Origin of the sequence: Bacillus sp. FSL P2-0069 (genome assembly GCF_038593315.1) — a bacterium.
Taxonomy (GTDB): domain Bacteria; phylum Bacillota; class Bacilli; order Bacillales; family Bacillaceae; genus Bacillus; species Bacillus safensis.
The window spans coordinates 2,366,194-2,386,985 of the sequence record NZ_CP151984.1 but is presented as its reverse complement, the minus strand read 5'-3'; the positions used below and the strand labels follow the sequence as shown (position 1 = coordinate 2,386,985).

Genomic DNA, 20,792 nt, shown 5'->3' with positions numbered 1-20,792 from the left:
CTAAAACAGCTTCCCAATGAACGGGATGCGGCGCAGCTCTTCTCGTTTCACTAGCCCTAGGCAGATTAATAGAATGACATAGAGCGTGCACGTAACAAAAATGAGCGTCACAAGTTCAATAGGAGCAGAAAAGAGTCCGTCTACTTGAGATTTCAGCCAGAGGCTGACAGCCCCTGTACCGATAATCACAAGGACGCATAGTCCATATTCCTTTAATGGTAAATGAATAGGCAGCACCTTTCCGACAGTTGCCGCATGGAGCAGCGTGACAAGGATGATGCCGATTAAGATCGCAAGTGCTGCGCCCATAATGCCAAAGCCAGGCTGGGAAGCAAGGACAAAAATCATCCCTGTTTTCACAATTGCACCTATCAGGCTGTTGGTCATCGCCGCACCAGCTAAATTGAGTGCTTGAAGCACGGCTTGAAGGGGCCCTTGAAAATAATAAAGAAGGAAAAATGGCGCCATGAATTTCACATAAATGGCCGCGTGCGATGAACCATACATAAAGAGCGTTAAATCTTCTGCGTAAACGAAAAGAATAATACATGAAATGCCTCCGCTGAGTAAACAAAGGCGCATCGCCTGCTTCAGCCGGTATTCGACCGTTTTACGTTTGTTCTGCTCCATTCCTTCACTGATCGCCGGAACTAATGCAGTGGAGAGTGAATACGTAATAAAACTAGGCAGTGTCAAAAGGGTCAGGGCAAGACCAGTCAACTCCCCGTACTGCCTTGTCGCCTCTACAGCCGCATAACCAGCAATGGCAAGACTTTGCGCGACAACAATCGGCTCTAAAAACCACGAAATATTCCCGATAAAACGGCTGCCTGTTGTTGGCAGGGCAATGCTCATCAGCTGTTTAAACGTGTCCTTCCCGTCATGAATCGCCTTAAAAAATCGTTTTCGAATACGAATCGTCTTTTTATAGCGGAAGGCGATCAGTAAGTAAGCAAGTGAAATCATCTCTCCAATCACAGATGAAATCATCGCACCTGCTGCCGCAAATTCAATCCCGTAAGGAAGGAAAGCCGTTGTACATACTGCCACTAGTGAAATTCTTGCGACCTGCTCCAGAACTTGAGACATCGCAAGCGGGCTCATCTGCTGTCTGCCCTGGAAATAGCCTCTTAACACACTGGAAATGGCGATGACTGGTACGACGGGTGTAATGGCAAGCAGTGGATAGACCGTTCTAGGATCAGTCAGCATATTTTCTGCCATGATGGGCGCAAACCATAAAAAGAGCGGAGTGAATATCAGGCTGAGTGTTCCTGTTATCGCAAGGGACATGACCAGAATACGTTTTGTTTTCTGTTTGTCACCCCGGGCTTCTGCTTCTGCGACAAGCTTACTAATGGCGACAGGCAGTCCGAATTGTGTGAGTGTCACGGCGAGAAAAAAGGTAGGTGCAGCCATCATATAAAGCCCGACCCCTTCTTCGCCAATGAACCTCGCAATGACAATTCGATTGACAAAACCCAATATTCTCGTGATAAAACCTGCTAAAATTAAAATAATGGTCCCCTTTAAAAACGTTTGCTTCGTCAAATCACAGATCACCTGCCTTCTCAAACGACATAGAATCATATACAATAAGATATGCGTGTATATCGTCCAAGCATGACAAGTCTCTCGATAAAAAACTGAAAAGGGGGAGCTACGCAATGACACAACACCCAGCTGCTATATACAAAGACCATTTAAAGCCTTTTCTGTTCAGTAAGCTTGAAGAATTCATCGTTTTGGGCTATAAAGATGTAGATTTAGAGGAATTATGGTCATACTTAGAGAATAAGAAGTGGAAGAAAAAACAAGAGTATCCGATTCATGAAATGGTTGCAGATATTTTATCTGTGAAAATAGGCGAATTTATGAACTATGCAACCGTTCAGTCGTTTAAAACGTCTGCTTTTTTGGACAGTGAAGATGGCAAGAATATGCTTGATGAACTGTTGAAATAAGCCATCTTAATGGATTCAGGTGTTTAAGGAGGAAATACATAATGAAAAAAGGGCGCATTCTTGCGTTTTTCTTAGTGGTTCTGTTAATCGGAACTGGCGTGGGCTTACTGACAAAGCCTGTTGCGAAAGATATGACGCTAGGGCTGGATTTACAGGGTGGATTTGAAGTCCTGTATGATGTACATCCAGTGAAAAAAGAGGACAAGATCACAAATAGTGTTCTCGTTAGTACAGTGGAGGCTTTAAACCGAAGAGCCAATGTGCTAGGTGTAAGTGAGCCGAACATCTCGATTGAAGGCAATAATCGTATCCGTGTGCAGCTTGCAGGGGTAAAAGATCAAAACAGAGCTAGGGAGATTCTTTCCACTGAAGCACAGCTATCCTTCAGAGATACGAATGATAAAGAACTTCTTAACGGGGCTGACCTAGTCGAAAACAGTGCAAAACAAACATTCAGTCAAACGAATGAGCCAATTGTGACGGTTAAACTAAAGGATGCGAAAAAATTTGGTGACGTCACAAGAAAAGTAGCGGCGATGGCGCCGAATAACCAGCTTGTCATTTGGCTTGATTATCACAAAGGAGATTCCTTCAAAAAAGAAGTCTCAAAATCAAACCACAAGTATGTATCTGCACCAAATGTGAATCAAGAGATTAACAGCAGTGACGTACAAATTGAAGGGAAATTTACTGTCCAAGAGGCAAAAGACCTCGCAAGTATTTTAAATGCCGGGGCATTGCCAGTAAAATTAACAGAAAAATATTCCACATCTGTGAGTGCACAGTTTGGTGAACAAGCACTGAACGAAACAGTGTTCGCAGGAATTGTAGGAATCGCATTTATCTTCTTATTCATGCTGCTTTATTACCGATTACCTGGTCTTATAGCTGTCATCACACTCTCAGCCTATATCTACATTACGCTGCAAGTGTTTGACTGGATGGGCGCGGTCATGACACTGCCTGGAATTGCCGCACTTATTCTAGGGGTAGGGATGGCTGTTGATGCCAACATTATTACTTATGAGCGGATCAAAGAAGAGCTGAAGCTCGGCAAATCTGTCCGTTCTGCTTTCAGGTCAGGGAACCGCAGATCATTTGCGACCATCTTTGATGCAAACTTAACAAGTATTATTGCCGGCGGAGTGCTGTTCTTCTTCGGGACAAGCTCTGTAAAAGGATTTGCAACAATGCTCATCCTCTCGATTTTAACAAGCTTTATCACGGCTGTATTCCTATCAAGATTCCTTCTTGGACTGCTTGTAGAAAGCCGTGCGCTCGACCGCAAAAAAGGCTGGTTTGGTGTCCGCAAAAAAGACATCATGAGTATCCACGAAACAACAGAAAATACCGAACCGAAAACGCCATTTGATAAATGGGATTTCGTCAGCAAACGTAAAGGCTTTATGATTTTCTCCATAGCTGTTACTATTGCGGGAATCATCGTCCTTTCGATCTTCAAGCTCAATGCTGGTATTGACTTTGCTAGTGGAACGAGAATCGATGTTCAAAGCGATCACAAGCTGACAACTGCACAAGTAGAGCAAGACTTTAAAAAGCTTGGTCTTGAAGCAGACAGTGTTGTGCTGTCGGGGCAAAAAGAAAATCAAGCAGCTGCTCGATTTGTCGGGGTGCCGAACAAAGAAAAAATCGCTGAAGTGAAGGATTACTTCAAAGATAAATACGGCACTGAGCCGAACGTAAGTACAGTATCACCGACTGTCGGAAAAGAACTTGCCCGTAATGCGCTGTATGCCGTCATCATTGCTTCCATTGGGATCATTTTATATGTATCCGTCCGTTTTGAGTATAAGATGGCGATTGCGGCGATTATCTCACTGCTGTACGATGCATTCTTTATTGTCGCCTTCTTTAGTATTACGCGCTTAGAGGTGGATGTCACCTTCATTGCCGCGATCCTCACGGTCATTGGGTACTCGATCAACGACACGATCGTTACCTTCGACAGGGTTCGTGAGCAAATGAAGAAACGTAAACCGAAAACCATTGAAGATCTATCGTACATTGTGAACTTAAGCTTACAGCAAACCTTTACGCGATCTGTCAACACGGTGCTGACTGTACTTGTCGTTGTTGTCGCACTGCTTATCTTCGGATCAGCGTCGATTACAAACTTCTCCATCGCCTTACTTGTCGGCTTATTAACAGGGGTGTACTCATCCCTTTATATCGCGGCACAAATTTGGCTGATGTGGAAAGGCCGTGAGCTGAAAAAACCAGCTAAGATTGATACAGAACAAGATATTTAATCTAGAAAGACTGCCTTTTTCGGCAGTCTTTTTCTATCGATTTTTCTGAAAATAAGATGATTTGAAAAAACATTTCGGGTTTCATTGATCTTGAAATGGTCTTTTGCTATAATGACTTACGTTTAGACCAGTATAGAAAGCAAGTGTCTGTTTAGGCATTTGGCTTTATTCATTGGAGGGGCTGTTATGAAGGTTCGGGAAACTGAACTGCCAGGTATCGGTCATAAAGCCGAAATGATCACAAGAAATAATGAGAAGCTTGCCATCATTACACATGATGACGGCAGAAGAGAAATGTATCATTTTCAGGAGGACGACCATGAAGAAACGATTTCTGGCATCCTGCTAAACGATGAAGAAGCAAGACAAATTGCGGCTATTTTAGGCGGCATGGTCTATAAGCCGAAAGCGCTTGAAACCGTAGAGGTAGCCATTGATGAACTGGTGATTGAATGGTTTAAAATTGAAAAGAATGCACCAGCTGTTCAAAGAAGCATCGGTGACCTCAATGTTCGCCAAAACTATCAAGTAACAGTCATCGCCATTGTGAGAAAATCACATGAGAAGATTTTAAATCCAGGACCAGATACCATCATCGAAGAAGGGGATACCCTTGTCATTTCTGGAGAAAGAAAAGAATTAAAGAATCTGATTAAAGAAAAACTCAGCAGCTGATGATGCCCATGCTGATAGGTTTTCTTCCACTGCTTTCTTTCGGTGTTTAAAAAAGGCAGCGAAAAGGGAAGAATAAAAGAAAAAGCTTGGGGGATATGTAGATGAACAAACAACAATGGACCATCATACTCGCATTTATTTTCGTATTAATTGTCTCAGTATTTGCCGTGATTAATGTACGGCCTGTCGAGGTACACTACTTATTTGGAACGGCTGAATGGCCGCTGATCCTTGTCATTATCGGTTCAGTTTTAATGGGCGGGCTGATTGTGGCATTTGCAGGGATCTTCCAAATTGTGAAACTGAAACGTGAACTAAAAGCATTAAAAGCTGAGCGTGCAGCCGCTGCACCTGCTGCGGCGACGAAAAAGGCAGACAGAGATCTTCAAAAGAAATCTCATGTCACGCCTTTAAAAGAACAGCCAGCATCATTTGACCGGAAGGAAAAATAATCTTCCAGCACAATTTCATAAAATAAAAATTGAAACCCCTCAGGCCACTCTAGTATAATAGTGTGGTTGAGGGGTGAATTTATGTTATTATCCAAAATGCGCTGGGAATATGAACATCCAAGCGAAGAAAAAGTGAAATCACTCTCTGAAAATCTGAATATTTCAGCGCTGACTGCATCGCTTCTCGTAAAAAGAGGAATTGAAGAAGTAGAAGAGGCGAGGTCTTTTTTATTTGATCAAAAAGCCGAATTTCATGATCCATTTCTATTAAAAGGAATGAAAGAAGCAGTAGAGCGCATCAACAAAGCGATCGAAGAGCAGGAATCGATTGTGATCTTCGGAGACTATGATGCAGATGGTGTGACAAGTACGTCTGTACTTTTACATACATTAAAAGAGCGGTCTGCGATAGTAGACTTTTATATTCCAGATCGATTTAAAGAAGGCTATGGGCCTAATGAACAGGCATTTCGATATATCAAGGAGCAAGGAGCATCGCTTGTCATCACGGTCGATACAGGCATTGCTGCTGTAAATGAAGCACGTATTGCAAAAGAAATAGGGTTAGACCTAATCATTACAGATCACCATGAACCAAGTGAGGAGCTGCCTGAGGCACTTGCTATTGTCCATCCTAAGCAGCCTGGCTGTGAGTATCCCTTTAAAGAACTTGCTGGTGTAGGCGTAGCGTTTAAAGTGGCGCATGCACTGCTTGGGAAGCTGCCAGTTCAGCTGTTAGATCTTGCAGCAATCGGGACAATTGCGGACCTTGTACCGCTTCATGATGAGAATAGGTGGCTCGCCAAAAAAGGCCTTGTGCAGCTTCGGCAGTCGAATAGACCGGGGCTGAAAGCGTTATTGAAAGAAGCGGGAGCCACTCTAGAAGAAGCCAATGAGGAAACGGTCGGCTTTCAAATTGCGCCAAGGCTGAATGCTGTAGGACGAATTGAACAGGCAGATCCTGCCGTTCATCTTCTGATGACTGAGGATAAGGATGAAGCAGAAGAGCTCGCTCGTTTTGTACAGGAACTGAATAAAGAACGACAAAAGATTGTCAGTACGATCACAGAAGAAGCCATTCAAATGGTGGAAGAGGCAGGTGATGACCAGTCTGCGATCGTTGTAGCGAAAGCTGGCTGGAATCCGGGCGTTGTCGGAATTGTTGCCTCTAAATTGACGGATACTTTTTCTCGTCCGGCGATTGTGCTTGGAATAGATGAAGAGACGCAAATGGCAAAAGGATCAGCCCGGAGTATTCCTGGCTTCGATCTATTTTTCCATCTAAGCAAATGCCGCGACATCCTGCCGCATTTCGGGGGGCACCCGATGGCAGCAGGGATGACACTTCGAGCGGATGATGTCGCTTTACTAAGGGAAAGATTAAATCAATATGCAAATGAAACATTGACGGAAGAAGATTTTATTCCAATACAGCGGGTCGATGCAGTATGCAAGGTAGACGAATTGACGGTTGAAGCGATTGAAGAAGCGGGGATGCTGTCACCATTCGGTATGTCAAACCCAAAACCGTTCATTATGATTGAAGATGCGAAGCTTGAAGATATTCGAACGATTGGGGCAAATCACAACCATATTAAAATGTCTCTGAAAGACGAAGACAAGCTGCTTGACTGTGTCGGTTTTCACCAAGGGAAATTAAAAGAAGAAATTGTTCCAGGAAGCCGCATTTCCGTGATTGGAGAAATGTCCGTCAATGAATGGAATAACCGGAAGAAGCCCCAGCTGATGCTAAAAGATGCACGAGTTGATGAATGGCAGCTGTTTGATCTGCGCGGGAAAAAGGATTGGGAGAAGAAAGTCTCGACGCTTGATTCAGAAAAATCTTTGGTTGTCTGTTTTGATGAAGCAACAAAACAGGACGTCGATATCCCCATTCATCATGTTCATGCAGAAAATGTATCAACGTTTGATGTACAGGGCAAATATGTGGTCTTTGCGGATGTTCCCGCAGATGAGCAATTGCTGAAGCAGCTTTTAGAAAATCAAAAGCCTGCCAGAATTTATACCGTTTTTCAAAGAAAAGAAGATCATTTTATGTCCTCTTTCCCAAGCCGTGACCAATTCAAATGGTTTTATGGGTTCTTGTTTAAACGGGGAAGTTTTCCTATCAAAGAACAAGGAATGGACCTTGCCAAACATAGAGGCTGGACAAAAGATACAATCATTTTTATGACAAAGGTGTTTTTTGAACTCGGTTTTGTTAAAATAGAGAATGGTGTGCTGTCAATAGTACTTGATGCCCCTAAAAAAGATTTAACGGCATCAGCATCCTATACAGCAAAACAACGATTGATGGAACTCGATCAAACACTAACATATTCCTCAGCTAAAGAGCTGAAGGAATGGCTGAATAGCATGATGAGCGAAGTCTCACCTGTGCTTTGACGTACGAGGAGGAAAAGGAAAAGATGGATTTAAAACAATATGTGACAGTTGTACCTGACTACCCAAAGGAAGGTGTACAATTTAAAGATATTACAACGTTAATGGATAAAGGCGAAGTGTACCGTTATGCAACGGATCAAATCGTTGATTACGCGAAGGAAAGAGACATTGATCTCATTGTTGGACCTGAAGCGCGTGGATTCATTATTGGCTGCCCTGTAGCATACGCACTTGGTGTAGGTTTTGCACCGGTTCGTAAAGAAGGAAAGCTTCCTCGTGAAGTCGTTAAAGTCGATTACGGCTTGGAATATGGTAAAGATGTATTAACGATTCATAAAGATGCGATTCGTCCTGGTCAGCGTGTCCTGATTACTGATGACTTACTTGCGACTGGTGGAACAATTGAAGCATCCATTAAGCTTGTAGAGGAATTAGGCGGCGTTGTGGCAGGGATTGCATTTTTGATTGAACTGACGTATCTGGACGGCAGAAAGAAGCTTGACGGCTACGACATCATGACGTTAATGCAATACTAATGGAGTTTTCGTAAAAAGCACTCAGTAAGAAGGGTGCTTTTTTCCTATCAAAAATCTTTTAGCGGACTTCTTCTCTTTACATCTATCGAATTTTTCTTGATAATAAACTACAATACAGTTTTCATTTAAAAAGGTGATTCCATGGCGAACGAACAAGTTTTAACGGCGCAGCAGGTCATTGACAAGGCAAGAGAATACCTGTCCGCTGAACATATTCAATTTATAGAGCGAGCATATGAATATGCTGAAAATGCACACAAGGAGCAATACCGGAAATCTGGTGAGCCCTATATTATCCATCCAATTCAAGTGGCGGGCATTCTTGTTGATCTTGAAATGGACCCATCAACCATTGCAGGCGGTTTCCTGCACGATGTAGTTGAGGATACAGATGTGACATTACAGGATTTAAAAGAGCATTTTAACGAGGAAGTAGCAATGCTTGTTGATGGTGTCACAAAGCTCGGGAAGATTAAATATAAATCACAAGAAGAACAGCAGGCCGAAAACCATCGAAAAATGTTTGTTGCAATGGCGCAGGATATCCGCGTAATCTTGATTAAGCTGGCAGACCGTCTTCATAATATGAGAACGCTCAAGCATCTTCCGCAGGAAAAGCAGCGGAGAATTTCAAATGAAACACTTGAAATCTTTGCACCGCTTGCGCACAGATTAGGGATTTCAAAGATTAAGTGGGAGCTTGAAGATACAGCACTCCGCTATTTAAATCCGCAGCAATATTACCGGATTGTGAATCTGATGAAGCGCAAACGAGCGGAACGTGAGGAATACTTGGACGAGGTCGTCAATGAAGTGAAAGACCGCGTGTCTGAGGTAAACATCAAGGCCGAATTTTCCGGCAGACCAAAACATATTTATAGTATTTATCGCAAAATGGTCTTGCAAAATAAGCAATTTAATGAAATTTATGATCTGCTTGCCGTTCGTATTTTGGTTGACAGCATTAAAGACTGTTATGCTGTGCTCGGGATTATCCATACGTGCTGGAAGCCGATGCCAGGCAGGTTTAAGGATTATATTGCGATGCCAAAGCCGAACATGTACCAGTCTCTTCATACAACGGTGATTGGGCCAAAAGGCGATCCGCTTGAAGTTCAGATCCGTACAGTGGAAATGCATGAAATTGCAGAATACGGAATTGCGGCACACTGGGCATACAAAGAAGGCAAAGAGTCAGCAGAATCAACAGAAGAAGCAGTCTTCCAGAAGAAGCTCTCTTGGTTTAGAGAAATTCTTGAGTTCCAAAATGAATCCACAGATGCAGAAGAATTTATGGAGTCGTTAAAGATTGATCTTTTCTCTGATATGGTGTTTGTGTTTACGCCAAAAGGAGACGTCATTGAACTGCCGTCGGGCTCAGTTCCGATTGATTTCTCTTACCGGATTCACTCGGAAATTGGGAATAAAACGATCGGTGCCAAGGTCAATGGCAAGATGGTCACACTCGATCACAAACTAAAAACAGGTGACATTATTGAAATTCTGACATCAAAGCACAGCTACGGGCCAAGTCAGGATTGGGTCAAGCTTGCCCAAACCTCCCAAGCGAAGCACAAGATCAGACAGTTTTTCAAAAAACAGCGCCGTGAAGAAAATGTCGAAAAAGGCCGAGAGCTCGTGGAGAAAGAGATCAAAAACCTTGAGTTTGATGTCAAAGACATTCTGACCGCTGAAAACCTGCAAAAAGTGGCTGACAAATTTAATTTTTCAAATGAAGAGGACATGTATGCAGCTGTTGGATATAACGGCATTACTGCACTACAGGTCGCCAATCGTTTAACGGAAAAAGAAAGAAAACAAAGAGATCAAGAAGAGCAAGAGAAAACCGTTCAAGAAGTGACGGTGGAACCAAAGACGTATCACGGGAAAAAACGGGAAGCTGGCGTAAGGGTCAAAGGAATTGATAACCTGCTTGTCCGCTTATCTAAGTGCTGTAATCCTGTTCCTGGTGATAGCATTGTCGGTTTTATTACGAAGGGCCGAGGCGTATCTGTTCACCGCGACGACTGTCCGAACGTGAAGACAGGAGAAGCGCAGGAGCGGTTAATTCCCGTCGAGTGGGAGCATGAGCAGCCTGCTCAAAACCGTAAAGAATACAATGTGGAAATTGAAATATTAGGATATGATAGACGCGGCTTACTCAATGAGGTGCTTCAAGCAGTCAACGAAACCAAAACGAACATCTCCTCTGTTTCTGGGAAGTCTGATCGTAACAAAGTGGCGACGATCCATATGGCGATCTTTATCCAAAATATTAATCACTTGCACAAAGTGGTCGAACGCATTAAACAAATCAAAGACATTTACTCTGTTCGCCGATTCATGAATTAGAAAGGAAGTATATCGTCTATGAGGCTTGTTGTGCAGCGTGTGACAAATGCATCTGTGAAGGTAGAAGAAGAGATCACAGGTGCCATCAACGAAGGATATATGGTGCTTGTTGGTGTCACACACGAAGATACAGAAGAAGATGTGCTTTACTTAGCTGAAAAGCTTGCACATTTACGTATTTTTGAAGATGAAAATGGGAAAATGAATCGTTCATTATTGGACATAAAAGGAAGCGTTCTGTCTGTATCACAATTTACCCTATATGGTGATACGAGAAAGGGCAGACGGCCGAATTTTATGAAAGCCGCCAAGCCGGATGCAGCCAACTCGCTTTATGAATGTTTCAATAAAACCCTTAGAGAAAAAGGCATCCATGTCGAAACTGGCCGTTTTGGTGCGATGATGGACGTGTCATTGACCAATTCAGGACCAGTCACGATCTTGATGGACAGCAAAGAATAGATTCTCTTTAGACTGTAGATGAACTCATGCGGGAGTTTGTTTAGAGTCTTTTTCTTTTGTGGATAAACAAAAAAGAGGCGCAGCGGCCTCTTTCTTTTTAACGGAAATATTGTTTTAATCCTTCAGTCATTCCTTCTGTGACTCGTTCTTGGTAAGAGGCGCTATAAATGATCGCTTCCTCCTGAGGATTGCTTAAATACCCGAGTTCATATAAAAGGGAAGGGCGTTTGTTTTCTCTTAAAACAAAGTAATCTCCGAATTTGACACCCTTATCAGGGATTTGAGAGCGTTTTGCAACTTCTGAATGAACGCTTGACGCTAATTGCTGATCTTTTGCTGCTTGATAATAATACGCTGTACTTCCTCTAACACTTTGATCCATAAAACTATCGTAATGAAGACTAATAAATGCATCTGCATTTCGGTAATGAGATGTTGCCACCCTTGATTGAAGGCTGATAAAGGTATCATCACTTCTTGTTAAATATACATTTGCACCAGAAGCCCTTAATTTGCCTGCCAGTAAATTGGCGGTTTTGATGGTGATGTTCTTTTCAAAAGCACCGTCTGCGCCGATTGTGCCGCTGTCTTTTCCGCCATGACCAGGATCAAGAACAATCGTTTTCCCTTTTAAAGAACCAGTTCCAGACGATGAATCCTGCTGAGGTCTTGGCGCGTCGCTGCTATTTTTCTTCGTTTGAACGACCCAGCTCGCCACATAGCCGGTTCCGCCGTTTGATAGTGTCACCTCGTACCAGTCACCTTGCGTCCGAACGATATGATAGGCAGCTCCTTTTGTTGCTCTTTCTGCAATCCCAGCAGAGGTAGAAGCGCTTTTTCGAATATTGGTGCCATCATAGACAATGTACGCTTTTTGTTCAGAAGCCGAAGAGGATGAACTCTTTTCAGGTGCAGAGCCTGCTCCTTTGCCTGTGACAATGTAATAGCTTGCAACCCAGCCTTTTACGCCTTTCCCCTCAATTTCATACCAGCCGTTCTGCTCTCGCAAAATGGTGATCTGTGTGTTGCGGGCAAGTGAAGCGACGACTTGTGCATTTGGTGCGGCCGATTGCCTTACATTCAAGCTCGATACGCCAACTGTGCCTGTCTGGTTAGAGCGAGAGGACTCGCCGGAGCTTGATTGAGAAGTTTTCTGCCCCCCTGAAACATAATCAGAGTGAACCCAGCCTTCTGCTTGTTTATACGAAATTTTCGTCCATTCGCCGCTTGTCTCGAGCTTTTTAGCGGTAGCACCTTGCGGGAAAGTACCAATCACTTGATAGGAAGTCCCAGGGCCTGTCCGGATGCGAAGATCGGAAGCTGTCGATGTAATTGTACTGCCTCCAGCCGTGCTTTGACCTTGCGCCTTTGGCTTCGCGGATTTTTGAGCGCCGGATGATGTGGTAATCAGCCATGAGACGACCCAGCCTTTTTGTCCGTTTGATAATTGGATCTGCACCCATTCTCCTTGTTCAGTGAGAATGGGATAACTTTCGCCGCGTTTTACAACAGCTGCAATTCCATAGCTTAAACCAGGGCCCGTTCTCACATTGATTTTATCTGTTGCGACAACAGCTTGATCTGTTTGTGCTGTAGCATGTGTCATAGGCAAAGAACTCGCGATGAGAACAAAACAAGTAAGCAGCATCATCATTTGATTGTGTTTTTTCAGATTCAAAACGGTGTTTTCCCCTCCCTTGTAAAACCGATGAATGTTAATTCGTTATGTAGTGGATGAATTCCTTGCAGTTTCCCTAATAAAAATGAATCAATCTGTTTATACTAAATAAAAATGTGATAAAAGGATGTACAAACATGAGATTAAGCAGAAAATTAGGACGAGTGCAATATAATGGACATCGTGATATCGACCGCTGGCAGCACGACGAAATGGATCAGCCAGGCTTCCTTGAAGAGACCGCATCTGAATACGGATGTACGTCAAAAGAAGAGCTGGAAAAGAAAAAGAGGCACGGCAAGGGTTGACAGAGTGGCAGCACCGACCTTATTATAATATAAATCAACACACTTGAAAATTTAAAATGTGGAACTGATGATAGAGAATAGTAGGGTAAATTGCGTGAGCAGAGAGGAATCGCCTTAGGCTGAAAGCGAATCCGCATGGCATTTATCACGAAAGAACACTCTGTAGGTTTCCTGCTGAACGCTCTAAAAATGAGTCAATAGGCGGAGAACGTGAATCTGCGTTAAGGATTTGAGCGGGAACATGGCTGGATCATGTTCCAACTAGGGTGGCACCACGGGTATAACTCTCGTCCCTACTATACACATAGTAGAGGCGGGGGTTTTTTATATGTCCACATAAAAAATGAATGATGGTCGTAGGAGGACGAAAAATGAGTTTTAATATTCCAAGAGGCACACAGGATATTTTACCTGGAGAGTCAGAACGCTGGCAGTATGTTGAACAAATTGCGAGAGATACATGTGCAGCCTTTCAATACAAAGAAATCCGCACACCGATTTTTGAGCATACTGAGCTGTTTGCACGGGGAGTAGGCGAATCAACTGATATCGTTCAAAAAGAGATGTACACATTTGAAGATAAAAAAGGACGCAGCATCACACTTCGTCCAGAGGGAACAGCTTCAACCGTCCGTTCTTATGTTGAAAATAAATTGTTTGCACAGCCTGCTCAGCCAACAAAGCTGTATTACATCGGACCAATGTTCCGCTATGAACGTCCGCAAACAGGAAGATATCGTCAATTTTATCAATTTGGGATAGAAGCGATTGGTTCCAAAGATCCTGCCATTGATGCTGAGGTCATTTCGCTTGCGATGAGTGTGTATGAGAAAGCAGGTCTTTCCAACTTAAAGCTCGTCATTAACAGCCTTGGTGACAAAGAGAGCCGTGCAGACTACCGCAAAGCACTGGTCAAGCACTTTGAGCCAAGAATTGAGGAATTCTGTCACGACTGTCAAACGCGTTTACATCAAAATCCGCTTCGTATTCTTGATTGTAAAAAGGATCGTGATCATGAATTGATGGCAACAGCTCCATCCATTCAAGATTTCTTAAATGAAGAATCGCGGACTTATTTTGAAAAGGTTAAACAATACTTATCGGATATAGGCATTGAGTATGTCGTTGATCCAAATTTAGTACGCGGTCTTGATTACTACAATCACACAGCATTTGAGATCATGAGTAATGCAGAAGGCTTTGGTGCGATTACAACATTAGCCGGCGGCGGCCGTTATGATGGGCTCGTTGAAGGAATTGGCGGTCCTGAATCACCAGGGATCGGATTTGCGATGAGTATTGAGCGTTTCTTATCTGCGATCGATGCTGAAGGAATTGAGCTTCCTCTGCAAGATGGTATTGATCTATACATTGCTGCTCTCGGAGATGAAGCGAAGGATTATTCTGTTTCATTATTAAACCGTCTGAGAAAAGAAGGTATCTCAAGTGAAATGGACTATACAGGGAAGAAACTAAAAGGACAATTTAAAGCGGCTGATCGATTAAAAGCCAAATTTATTGCAGTTCTTGGTGAAGATGAGCTTGCGCAGCAAATTGTGAATGTGAAAGATACGACAACGGGTGAACAAATTGAAGTGAAGCTTGATGAGCTGATTCAAATGTTGAAGGCCCACCAGAAAGCGTAAAGAAGGAGTGGAATGTTTGTGTTTGGTAGAACTTTTTATTGTGGAGAAGTAACAGAAGACCAAATCGGTCAGTCAGTTGTATTAAAAGGATGGGTTCAAAAAAGGCGTGACCTAGGCGGATTAATCTTTATTGATTTGCGCGACCGTACAGGGATTGTACAAGTTGTCTTCAATCCAGACCTATCAAAAGAGGCGCTTGAGACAGCAGAATCAATTCGTAATGAATATGTCCTTGATATTAAAGGAACGGTTGTTGCAAGAGAAGAAGCAACGATCAACCCAAATTTAAAAACGGGCAAAATTGAAATTCAAGTCGAAACGGTCAGCGTTTTAAATGAAGCGAAGACTCCTCCTTTTGTGATTTCAGATCAAGCAGATGAGGTATCAGAAGATGTTCGTTTAAAATATCGTTACCTGGATCTTCGCCGCCCTGCAATGTTTGAAACAATGAAAATGCGACATGAAGTCACAAAAGCATTCCGCCATTTCTTAGACGACAACGGCTTTCTAGACATTGAAACACCAATTTTAACGAAAAGTACCCCAGAAGGTGCGCGTGACTATCTTGTTCCAAGCCGTGTACACGAGGGAGAATTTTATGCATTGCCTCAGTCTCCGCAATTATTTAAACAATTGCTGATGGTTTCTGGAATGGACCGTTATTATCAAATTGCCCGCTGTTTTAGAGATGAAGACTTGCGTGCTGACCGTCAGCCGGAATTTACACAAGTCGATATTGAAATGTCCTTTATGAGTCAAGAGGATATCATGACGCTTGCTGAAGAGATGATGGCGAAGGTGATGAAAGATGTCAAAGGAGTAGACCTTACATTGCCATTACCTCGTATGACATACGATGAAGCGATGAATTCTTATGGATCTGATAAGCCGGATACACGCTTTGAGATGAAGCTAGTGAACATTTCAGACACGGTAAAAGACTCCGATTTCAAAGTGTTTAGCGGAGCTGTGAAAAATGGTGGGTCTGTGAAAGCCATCAATGTAAAAGGGGCTGCAGCGAACTACTCAAGAAAAGACATTGATGCACTTGGTGCATTTGCAGCGAACTACGGTGCAAAAGGTCTAGCTTGGCTAAAAGCAGAAGGGACTGAATTAAAAGGTCCGATCGCTAAATTCTTTGATGAAGCAAAGCAAGCTGAATTAAAAGAACAGCTGCAAGTTGAAGAAGGCGACCTTTTACTTTTTGTTGCAGATAAGACGTCTGTTGTCCATGATGCGCTTGGTGCACTTCGCTTAAAACTTGGTAAAGAGCTTGGACTGATCGATGAGTCTGTATTCAATTTCTTATGGGTTGTCGATTGGCCGCTGCTTGAAAAAGATGAAGAAGAAGGCCGCTTCTATGCTGCCCATCATCCATTCACAATGCCAGTTCGCGAGGATCTTGAATTAATTGAAACAAGCCCGGAAGACATGAAGGCACAGGCTTACGATCTTGTGCTGAATGGCTACGAGCTTGGCGGAGGTTCTATTCGTATTTTCGAAAAGGACATTCAAGAAAAAATGTTTGGCTTACTTGGTTTTTCAAAAGAAGAAGCTTACGAACAATTTGGCTTCCTGCTGGATGCGTTTGAGCATGGTGTTCCTCCGCATGGCGGAATCGCGCTGGGTCTTGACCGTTTAGTGATGCTGCTTGCAGGCCGCTCTAACTTAAGAGATACGATTGCATTCCCAAAAACGGCAAGTGCGAGCTGCGTTCTTACAGATGCCCCTGGCCATGTAAGCGAGGCGCAGCTTGATGAGCTGAGTTTAGCGATTAAAACAAAAGTAAAACAGTAAAATAGGCGCATGTTTATAGGTATGTAAACGCTTGAAAAAGAAATATGCCTATGATATGCTTTCATCAATAATAAATAAAGTCCTGATACGTACGGTGGTTACCTAGTTTTGACCGAACATTTTTTTATACGGGAGCTTGCCTTTCCTTTCTGCATAAATGCCTCTTTAGAGGACTTATAAAGTCAGGAAGAAAGCACCCACCTGCATGGTGCGGGGTTCAAAACGAAGGAAATGCTGGCGGCGTCATCGGGACTTTTTTGTGTTTTTTTCTTTTAGAGAAGGATGACGGAGAAGTCTGAATATGATATGATTCTTTCGATTCATTTTAAATAAAGGTGGAGTGAGGCACTTGTTACATCAGTTTTCAAGAAACGAGCTTGCCATTGGCAAGGAAGGCTTAAATATACTAAAAAACAGTACAGTTGCAGTGCTTGGTGTGGGCGGCGTTGGTTCATTCGCAGTAGAGGCACTCGCTCGTTCAGGCGTTGGCCGTATTGTTCTTGTTGATAAAGATGATATTGATATTACAAATGTAAATCGTCAGCTTCCAGCATTGCTATCAACAGTTGGCCAGCCAAAGGTTGACTTAATGCAGGCGAGAATCGCTGATATTAATCCAGAATGTGAAGTTGTTGCGCTGAAGATGTTTTATACAGAGGAAACATACGAGCAATTTTTTGAGCATCCGCTTGATTACGTCATTGATGCCTCAGATACCATTCACTATAAAATTCATTTAATGAAAGAGTGTCTGAAACGAGGTGTGAACATCATTTCAAGTATGGGAGCTGCGAACAAAACAGATCCGACACGCTTCAAAATTGATGATATTTCAAAAACGCATACCGATCCTATAGCAAAAGTTGTGAGAACACGTCTGCGTAAGGAAGGGATTCGTAAAGGAATTGAAGTCATTTTCTCTGATGAAAGTCCGATTGTTATTCGTGAAGATGTCAGAAAAGAAGTTGGAAATGATGAAGCGAAGATTCGCAAGGCACAAATGCCGCCATCATCCAATGCATTCGTTCCGTCTGTTGCCGGGCTGATCATGGGTGGTCATGTCATTATGAAGCTTTTAAAAGATATTCCAATTACACGTGTGAAGGATAAATAAACAGCCCGCCTGCTAATATGCAGGGGGCTTTTTTTATTTCTGGCGTTTTAAATTTTCATAGACCTGTTTCAATGCACCTTCAAATTTTCCGGTTTGCTTCGGTACATAGTATTGCTTGTTTTTCAGCGGATCAGGTAAATATTGCTGCTTCACCCAGCCGTTTTCGTAATCATGCGGGTATAAGTAATCGACGCCTCTTCCGAGTGCTGTGGCGCCTTTGTAGTGAGCATCCTTTAAATGAACTGGAACTTCTCCAATTTTCCCTGTACGAATGTCACCAAGTGCCGCATCAATCGCCTTATATGCCGAATTAGACTTAGGAGAAAGACACAGCTCAATCACTGCGTTCGCCAGTGGAATCCGTGCTTCTGGGAAGCCGACTCTTTCTGCTGTTTGTACTGCGCTTAACACGCGGGGGCCAGCCTGCGGACTGGCTAAGCCAATGTCCTCGTAAGCCATCACGAGTAATCTCCTTGTAATGCTTTCAAGGTCTCCTGCTTCGATCAGTCTGGCAAGGTAATGCAGCGCCGCATCTGTATCAGATCCCCTAATGGATTTTTGAAAAGCCGAGAGGACATCATAATGAGCATCACCATTCTTGTCATGTGAGAAGCTCTTTTTTTGTAAACATTCTTCTGCTGCGGCAAGAGTGATTGTGATATGCCCTGTCTCATCAGCTTTTGTCGATAAGACAGCGAGCTCGAGTGCATTTAAAGCAGAACGCACGTCTCCTCCGCATCCATTGGCAAAATGATTCATCGCTTCATCGTCCACTGTCACCTCATAGCCGCCAAGCCCTCGATGCTCATCCTGTAAGGCTCTTGTTAACGCAGCTTTGATCTGCTCTGTTTCAAGCGGCTTCAGCTCGAATATTTGTGTCCGGCTTCGAATGGCAGGATTGATCGCATGGTAGGGATTAGCCGTCGTTGCCCCAATTAAAATGATCATGCCATTTTCTAAATAAGGAAGAAGAAAATCCTGCTTTCCTTTATCAAGCCGGTGGACTTCGTCTAAAATAAGGATCACCTGGCCGCTCATTTTCGCTTCAGCGGCAACAGCTTCCATATCCTTTTTGTTATGAATGACCGCATTCAGCGTTCGAAAAGCAATGCTTGTACTGCCAGCAATCGCGGTTGCAATCGATGTTTTGCCGATGCCCGGCGGTCCGTATAAAATCATCGAGGATAAATGTTTTGCCTCGACCATTCGCCTAATAATTTGACCTTCTCCAACAAGATGCTCCTGCCCAATAATGTCTTCAATATGACTTGGGCGCATCCGGTACGCTAAAGGTTTCATAATTATCTCTCCTATAGCAATGTCTTGTTTGTATAGAGTACCGAAATTTCTTCAAATAGAAAAGGGATTCGTCCTTCTATCATGCTCAGAACCCGTAAATGAAAGTTGGCTGAAAGTATGATATAATTGCTTCTGGTCTATATATCGGCGTATATGAAATCAGAAAAATAATTGATGACATAGAATAGAAAACGCAGAGGTGTTTAACTTGAAAATATCAACTAAAGGCAGATATGGTCTGACGATCATGATCGAATTAGCCAAAAAACATGGCGAAGGCCCTACATCATTAAAATCAATCGCTCAAAACAATGATTTGTCTGAGCATTATTTAGAGCAGCTTGTATCACCACTCCGCAATGCCCGTCTTGTAAAAAGTATCCGCGGAGCGTATGGCGGCTATGTTCTTGCACATGAACCAAATGAGATCACAGCAGGTGATATTATTCGTGTATTAGAAGGACCCATTAGTCCTGTTGAAGTCATCGAAAACGAAGAACCAGCAAAGCGTGAACTATGGATTCGTATTCGTGATGCAGTAAAAGACGTACTAGACAATACAACTCTTGAAGACTTGGCAAGCTACACAGATGACGGGGATCAAGACTCGTATATGTTCTATATTTAGATCAGAGGTGTACCGGAAATGGAACGAATCTATTTAGATCATGCGGCCACAACGCCGATGGATCAGCGTATTGTGGACAAGATGATGCCGTACTTTACAGAGATATTTGGCAATCCCTCTAGTATTCATTCATATGGGCGCGAGGCAAGAAAGTGGCTCGATGAAGCAAGAGAAGTCATTGCAGGAGAATTACACTGTAAACCGCAGGAGATCATCCTCACAAGCGGTGGAACCGAGGCGGACAACCTGGCAATTACAGGTGTTGCCATGGCAAGACAGCATGAAGGAAAACATATCATCACAGTGAAAACAGAGCATCATGCGGTGCTGCATACATGTGAACGCCTAGAAAAACTAGGATTTGAAGTGACATATTTAGATGTGGACGAAACAGGATTGATTCATCTTGATCAATTAAAACAAGCATTGAGAGATGATACGATTCTTGTGACCGTCATGTACGGCAATAATGAAACAGGTGTGATTCAGCCAATCAAAGCCATTGGCGAACTTCTGCGTGATCACACTGCTCATTTTCATACAGACGCAGTGCAGGCGTTTGGCACAGTGCCCATTGATGCAGCAGATCTCCATATTGATCTTTTATCTGCTTCTGGCCATAAGCTGAATGGTCCGATGGGAACAGGTTTTTTATATGTAAACGAAGGCGTGAAACTTTCTCCGCAAATATTCGGAGGCGAACAAGAAAGAAAGCGCCGTGCCGGCACTGAAAATGTGGCAGGAATTGTTGGGCTTGCAGAAGCTGTTCAATTAACGAAGCAAAATAGAAGAGAAAAAGCGATGCATTATGGTAAGCTCAAAGAAACCATGCTGCAAGTATTCGAAGAGGAATCTCTCAATTTCTCTATCAATGGACATCCGAAAGAGACATTGCCGCACATTTTAAATGTTCATTTCCCGGGCGTCTCCATTGAATCGCTGCTTGTGAATTTAGATATGGAAGGAATTGCTGTTTCAAGCGGATCGGCATGTACGGCTGGATCTGTCCTTCCTTCGCACGTGTTAAGCGCCATGTATGGCGCAGAAGCAAAAGAGCTGACATCCTCAGTCAGAATAAGCTTCGGTCTTGGGAATGAAGAGGATCATGTGAAGCAGGCGGCACATAAGATAGCGGCTGTTGTCAAACGCCTAGCCAAATAAATGCTTCCTTTTGTTCGTGTGTGAAAAATGAAACAGCGAAGCAC

17 protein-coding genes, 1 other RNA gene and 1 other annotated feature are annotated in these 20,792 nt (G+C 43.2%); of the genes, 15 read left to right on the top strand and 3 right to left on the bottom strand.

Annotated features, from left to right (window positions below):
* A complete protein-coding gene (gene spoVB / locus NSQ34_RS12220) occupies window positions 1-1,551 on the bottom strand; it encodes a stage V sporulation protein B (protein WP_034279890.1) in 1,551 nt (516 codons plus the stop codon).
* Between the two features lie 116 nt (window positions 1,552-1,667).
* On the opposite strand from spoVB, the gene NSQ34_RS12215 reads away from it, so the two are divergent.
* The 8 genes from NSQ34_RS12215 to dtd all read left to right on the top strand — a co-directional run bounded on the left by NSQ34_RS12215 (window position 1,668) and on the right by dtd (window position 11,117).
* A complete protein-coding gene (locus tag NSQ34_RS12215) occupies window positions 1,668-1,964 on the top strand; it encodes a post-transcriptional regulator (RefSeq protein ID WP_003216788.1) in 297 nt (98 codons plus the stop codon).
* A 41-nt stretch (window positions 1,965-2,005) separates the two neighbouring features.
* Window positions 2,006-4,234, top strand: coding sequence for a protein translocase subunit SecDF (secDF, locus tag NSQ34_RS12210; protein WP_061109412.1), 2,229 nt, complete (start codon window positions 2,006-2,008; stop codon window positions 4,232-4,234).
* Between the two features lie 186 nt (window positions 4,235-4,420).
* Window positions 4,421-4,909 (top strand): cation:proton antiporter regulatory subunit, encoded by a 489-nt coding sequence (locus NSQ34_RS12205; protein WP_041115109.1) that lies wholly within the window; start codon window positions 4,421-4,423, stop codon window positions 4,907-4,909.
* Window positions 4,910-5,010: 101 nt separating this feature from the next.
* A complete protein-coding gene (locus NSQ34_RS12200) occupies window positions 5,011-5,361 on the top strand; it encodes a lipopolysaccharide assembly protein LapA domain-containing protein (RefSeq protein ID WP_034279896.1) in 351 nt (116 codons plus the stop codon).
* 81 nt (window positions 5,362-5,442) lie between these two features.
* Window positions 5,443-7,767: a single-stranded-DNA-specific exonuclease RecJ gene (gene recJ, locus NSQ34_RS12195; protein ID WP_034279898.1), complete on the top strand. Its 2,325-nt coding sequence runs from the start codon at window positions 5,443-5,445 to the stop codon at window positions 7,765-7,767.
* A gap of 23 nt (window positions 7,768-7,790) precedes the next feature.
* Complete coding sequence (locus NSQ34_RS12190) at window positions 7,791-8,303, top strand: adenine phosphoribosyltransferase (RefSeq protein WP_034279900.1); 513 nt, start codon at window positions 7,791-7,793, stop codon at window positions 8,301-8,303.
* Window positions 8,304-8,444: 141 nt separating this feature from the next.
* Window positions 8,445-10,655: a bifunctional (p)ppGpp synthetase/guanosine-3',5'-bis(diphosphate) 3'-pyrophosphohydrolase gene (locus NSQ34_RS12185; protein ID WP_034279902.1), complete on the top strand. Its 2,211-nt coding sequence runs from the start codon at window positions 8,445-8,447 to the stop codon at window positions 10,653-10,655.
* An 18-nt stretch (window positions 10,656-10,673) separates the two neighbouring features.
* Entirely contained in the window at window positions 10,674-11,117 is a 444-nt protein-coding gene (dtd, locus tag NSQ34_RS12180) for a D-aminoacyl-tRNA deacylase (RefSeq protein ID WP_024427859.1), read from the top strand.
* A gap of 97 nt (window positions 11,118-11,214) precedes the next feature.
* Here dtd and NSQ34_RS12175 read toward each other — a convergent pair whose 3' ends face one another.
* Window positions 11,215-12,795, bottom strand: coding sequence for an SH3 domain-containing protein (locus NSQ34_RS12175; protein ID WP_061109410.1), 1,581 nt, complete (start codon window positions 12,793-12,795; stop codon window positions 11,215-11,217).
* Window positions 12,796-12,932: 137 nt separating this feature from the next.
* Here NSQ34_RS12175 and NSQ34_RS12170 point away from each other — a divergent pair, with 137 nt between their 5' ends.
* The 5 genes from NSQ34_RS12170 to NSQ34_RS12150 all read left to right on the top strand — a co-directional run bounded on the left by NSQ34_RS12170 (window position 12,933) and on the right by NSQ34_RS12150 (window position 17,660).
* The gene (locus tag NSQ34_RS12170) at window positions 12,933-13,103 is read left to right on the top strand and encodes a YrzK family protein (protein WP_003216250.1); all 171 of its coding nucleotides are present in this window, start codon (window positions 12,933-12,935) and stop codon (window positions 13,101-13,103) included.
* Between the two features lie 58 nt (window positions 13,104-13,161).
* Window positions 13,162-13,401: a binding site (T-box leader), on the top strand.
* A 73-nt stretch (window positions 13,402-13,474) separates the two neighbouring features.
* Window positions 13,475-14,749, top strand: coding sequence for a histidine--tRNA ligase (gene hisS / locus NSQ34_RS12165; protein ID WP_061109409.1), 1,275 nt, complete (start codon window positions 13,475-13,477; stop codon window positions 14,747-14,749).
* An 18-nt stretch (window positions 14,750-14,767) separates the two neighbouring features.
* Window positions 14,768-16,546 carry an aspartate--tRNA ligase gene (gene aspS, locus NSQ34_RS12160; protein ID WP_108909033.1) on the top strand — a complete coding sequence of 593 codons (1,779 nt, stop codon included), beginning with the start codon at window positions 14,768-14,770 and terminating at the stop codon, window positions 16,544-16,546.
* A gap of 76 nt (window positions 16,547-16,622) precedes the next feature.
* A non-coding RNA gene (gene ssrS, locus NSQ34_RS12155) (6S RNA) lies at window positions 16,623-16,803 on the top strand.
* A 92-nt stretch (window positions 16,804-16,895) separates the two neighbouring features.
* Entirely contained in the window at window positions 16,896-17,660 is a 765-nt protein-coding gene (locus tag NSQ34_RS12150; protein WP_046311906.1) for a tRNA threonylcarbamoyladenosine dehydratase, read from the top strand.
* 33 nt (window positions 17,661-17,693) lie between these two features.
* Here the strand turns inward: NSQ34_RS12150 and NSQ34_RS12145 are convergent, their stop codons facing one another.
* Window positions 17,694-18,959, bottom strand: coding sequence for a replication-associated recombination protein A (locus NSQ34_RS12145; RefSeq protein WP_024427862.1), 1,266 nt, complete (start codon window positions 18,957-18,959; stop codon window positions 17,694-17,696).
* A 208-nt stretch (window positions 18,960-19,167) separates the two neighbouring features.
* Between NSQ34_RS12145 and NSQ34_RS12140 the strand changes: the two genes are divergently transcribed.
* Together NSQ34_RS12140 and NSQ34_RS12135 are read left to right on the top strand one after the other, a co-directional pair.
* Window positions 19,168-19,587 carry an Rrf2 family transcriptional regulator gene (locus NSQ34_RS12140; protein WP_024423125.1) on the top strand — a complete coding sequence of 140 codons (420 nt, stop codon included), beginning with the start codon at window positions 19,168-19,170 and terminating at the stop codon, window positions 19,585-19,587.
* 18 nt (window positions 19,588-19,605) lie between these two features.
* Window positions 19,606-20,748: a cysteine desulfurase family protein gene (locus NSQ34_RS12135; RefSeq protein ID WP_024427863.1), complete on the top strand. Its 1,143-nt coding sequence runs from the start codon at window positions 19,606-19,608 to the stop codon at window positions 20,746-20,748.
* Window positions 20,749-20,792 lie beyond the last annotated feature (44 nt).

Bases quoted from the DNA above. Each gene is read 5' to 3' on its own strand.
- NSQ34_RS12215 (WP_003216788.1), top strand. From the start codon at position 1,668: ATGACACAACACCCAGCTGCTATATACAAAGACCATTTAAAGCCTTTT.
- secDF (WP_061109412.1), top strand. From the start codon at position 2,006: ATGAAAAAAGGGCGCATTCTTGCGTTTTTCTTAGTGGTTCTGTTAATC.
- NSQ34_RS12205 (WP_041115109.1), top strand. From the start codon at position 4,421: ATGAAGGTTCGGGAAACTGAACTGCCAGGTATCGGTCATAAAGCCGAA.
- NSQ34_RS12200 (WP_034279896.1), top strand. From the start codon at position 5,011: ATGAACAAACAACAATGGACCATCATACTCGCATTTATTTTCGTATTA.
- recJ (WP_034279898.1), top strand. From the start codon at position 5,443: ATGTTATTATCCAAAATGCGCTGGGAATATGAACATCCAAGCGAAGAA.
- NSQ34_RS12190 (WP_034279900.1), top strand. From the start codon at position 7,791: ATGGATTTAAAACAATATGTGACAGTTGTACCTGACTACCCAAAGGAA.
- NSQ34_RS12185 (WP_034279902.1), top strand. From the start codon at position 8,445: ATGGCGAACGAACAAGTTTTAACGGCGCAGCAGGTCATTGACAAGGCA.
- dtd (WP_024427859.1), top strand. From the start codon at position 10,674: ATGAGGCTTGTTGTGCAGCGTGTGACAAATGCATCTGTGAAGGTAGAA.
- NSQ34_RS12170 (WP_003216250.1), top strand. From the start codon at position 12,933: ATGAGATTAAGCAGAAAATTAGGACGAGTGCAATATAATGGACATCGT.
- hisS (WP_061109409.1), top strand. From the start codon at position 13,475: ATGAGTTTTAATATTCCAAGAGGCACACAGGATATTTTACCTGGAGAG.
- NSQ34_RS12145 (WP_024427862.1), bottom strand. From the start codon at position 18,959: ATGAAACCTTTAGCGTACCGGATGCGCCCAAGTCATATTGAAGACATT.
- NSQ34_RS12135 (WP_024427863.1), top strand. From the start codon at position 19,606: ATGGAACGAATCTATTTAGATCATGCGGCCACAACGCCGATGGATCAG.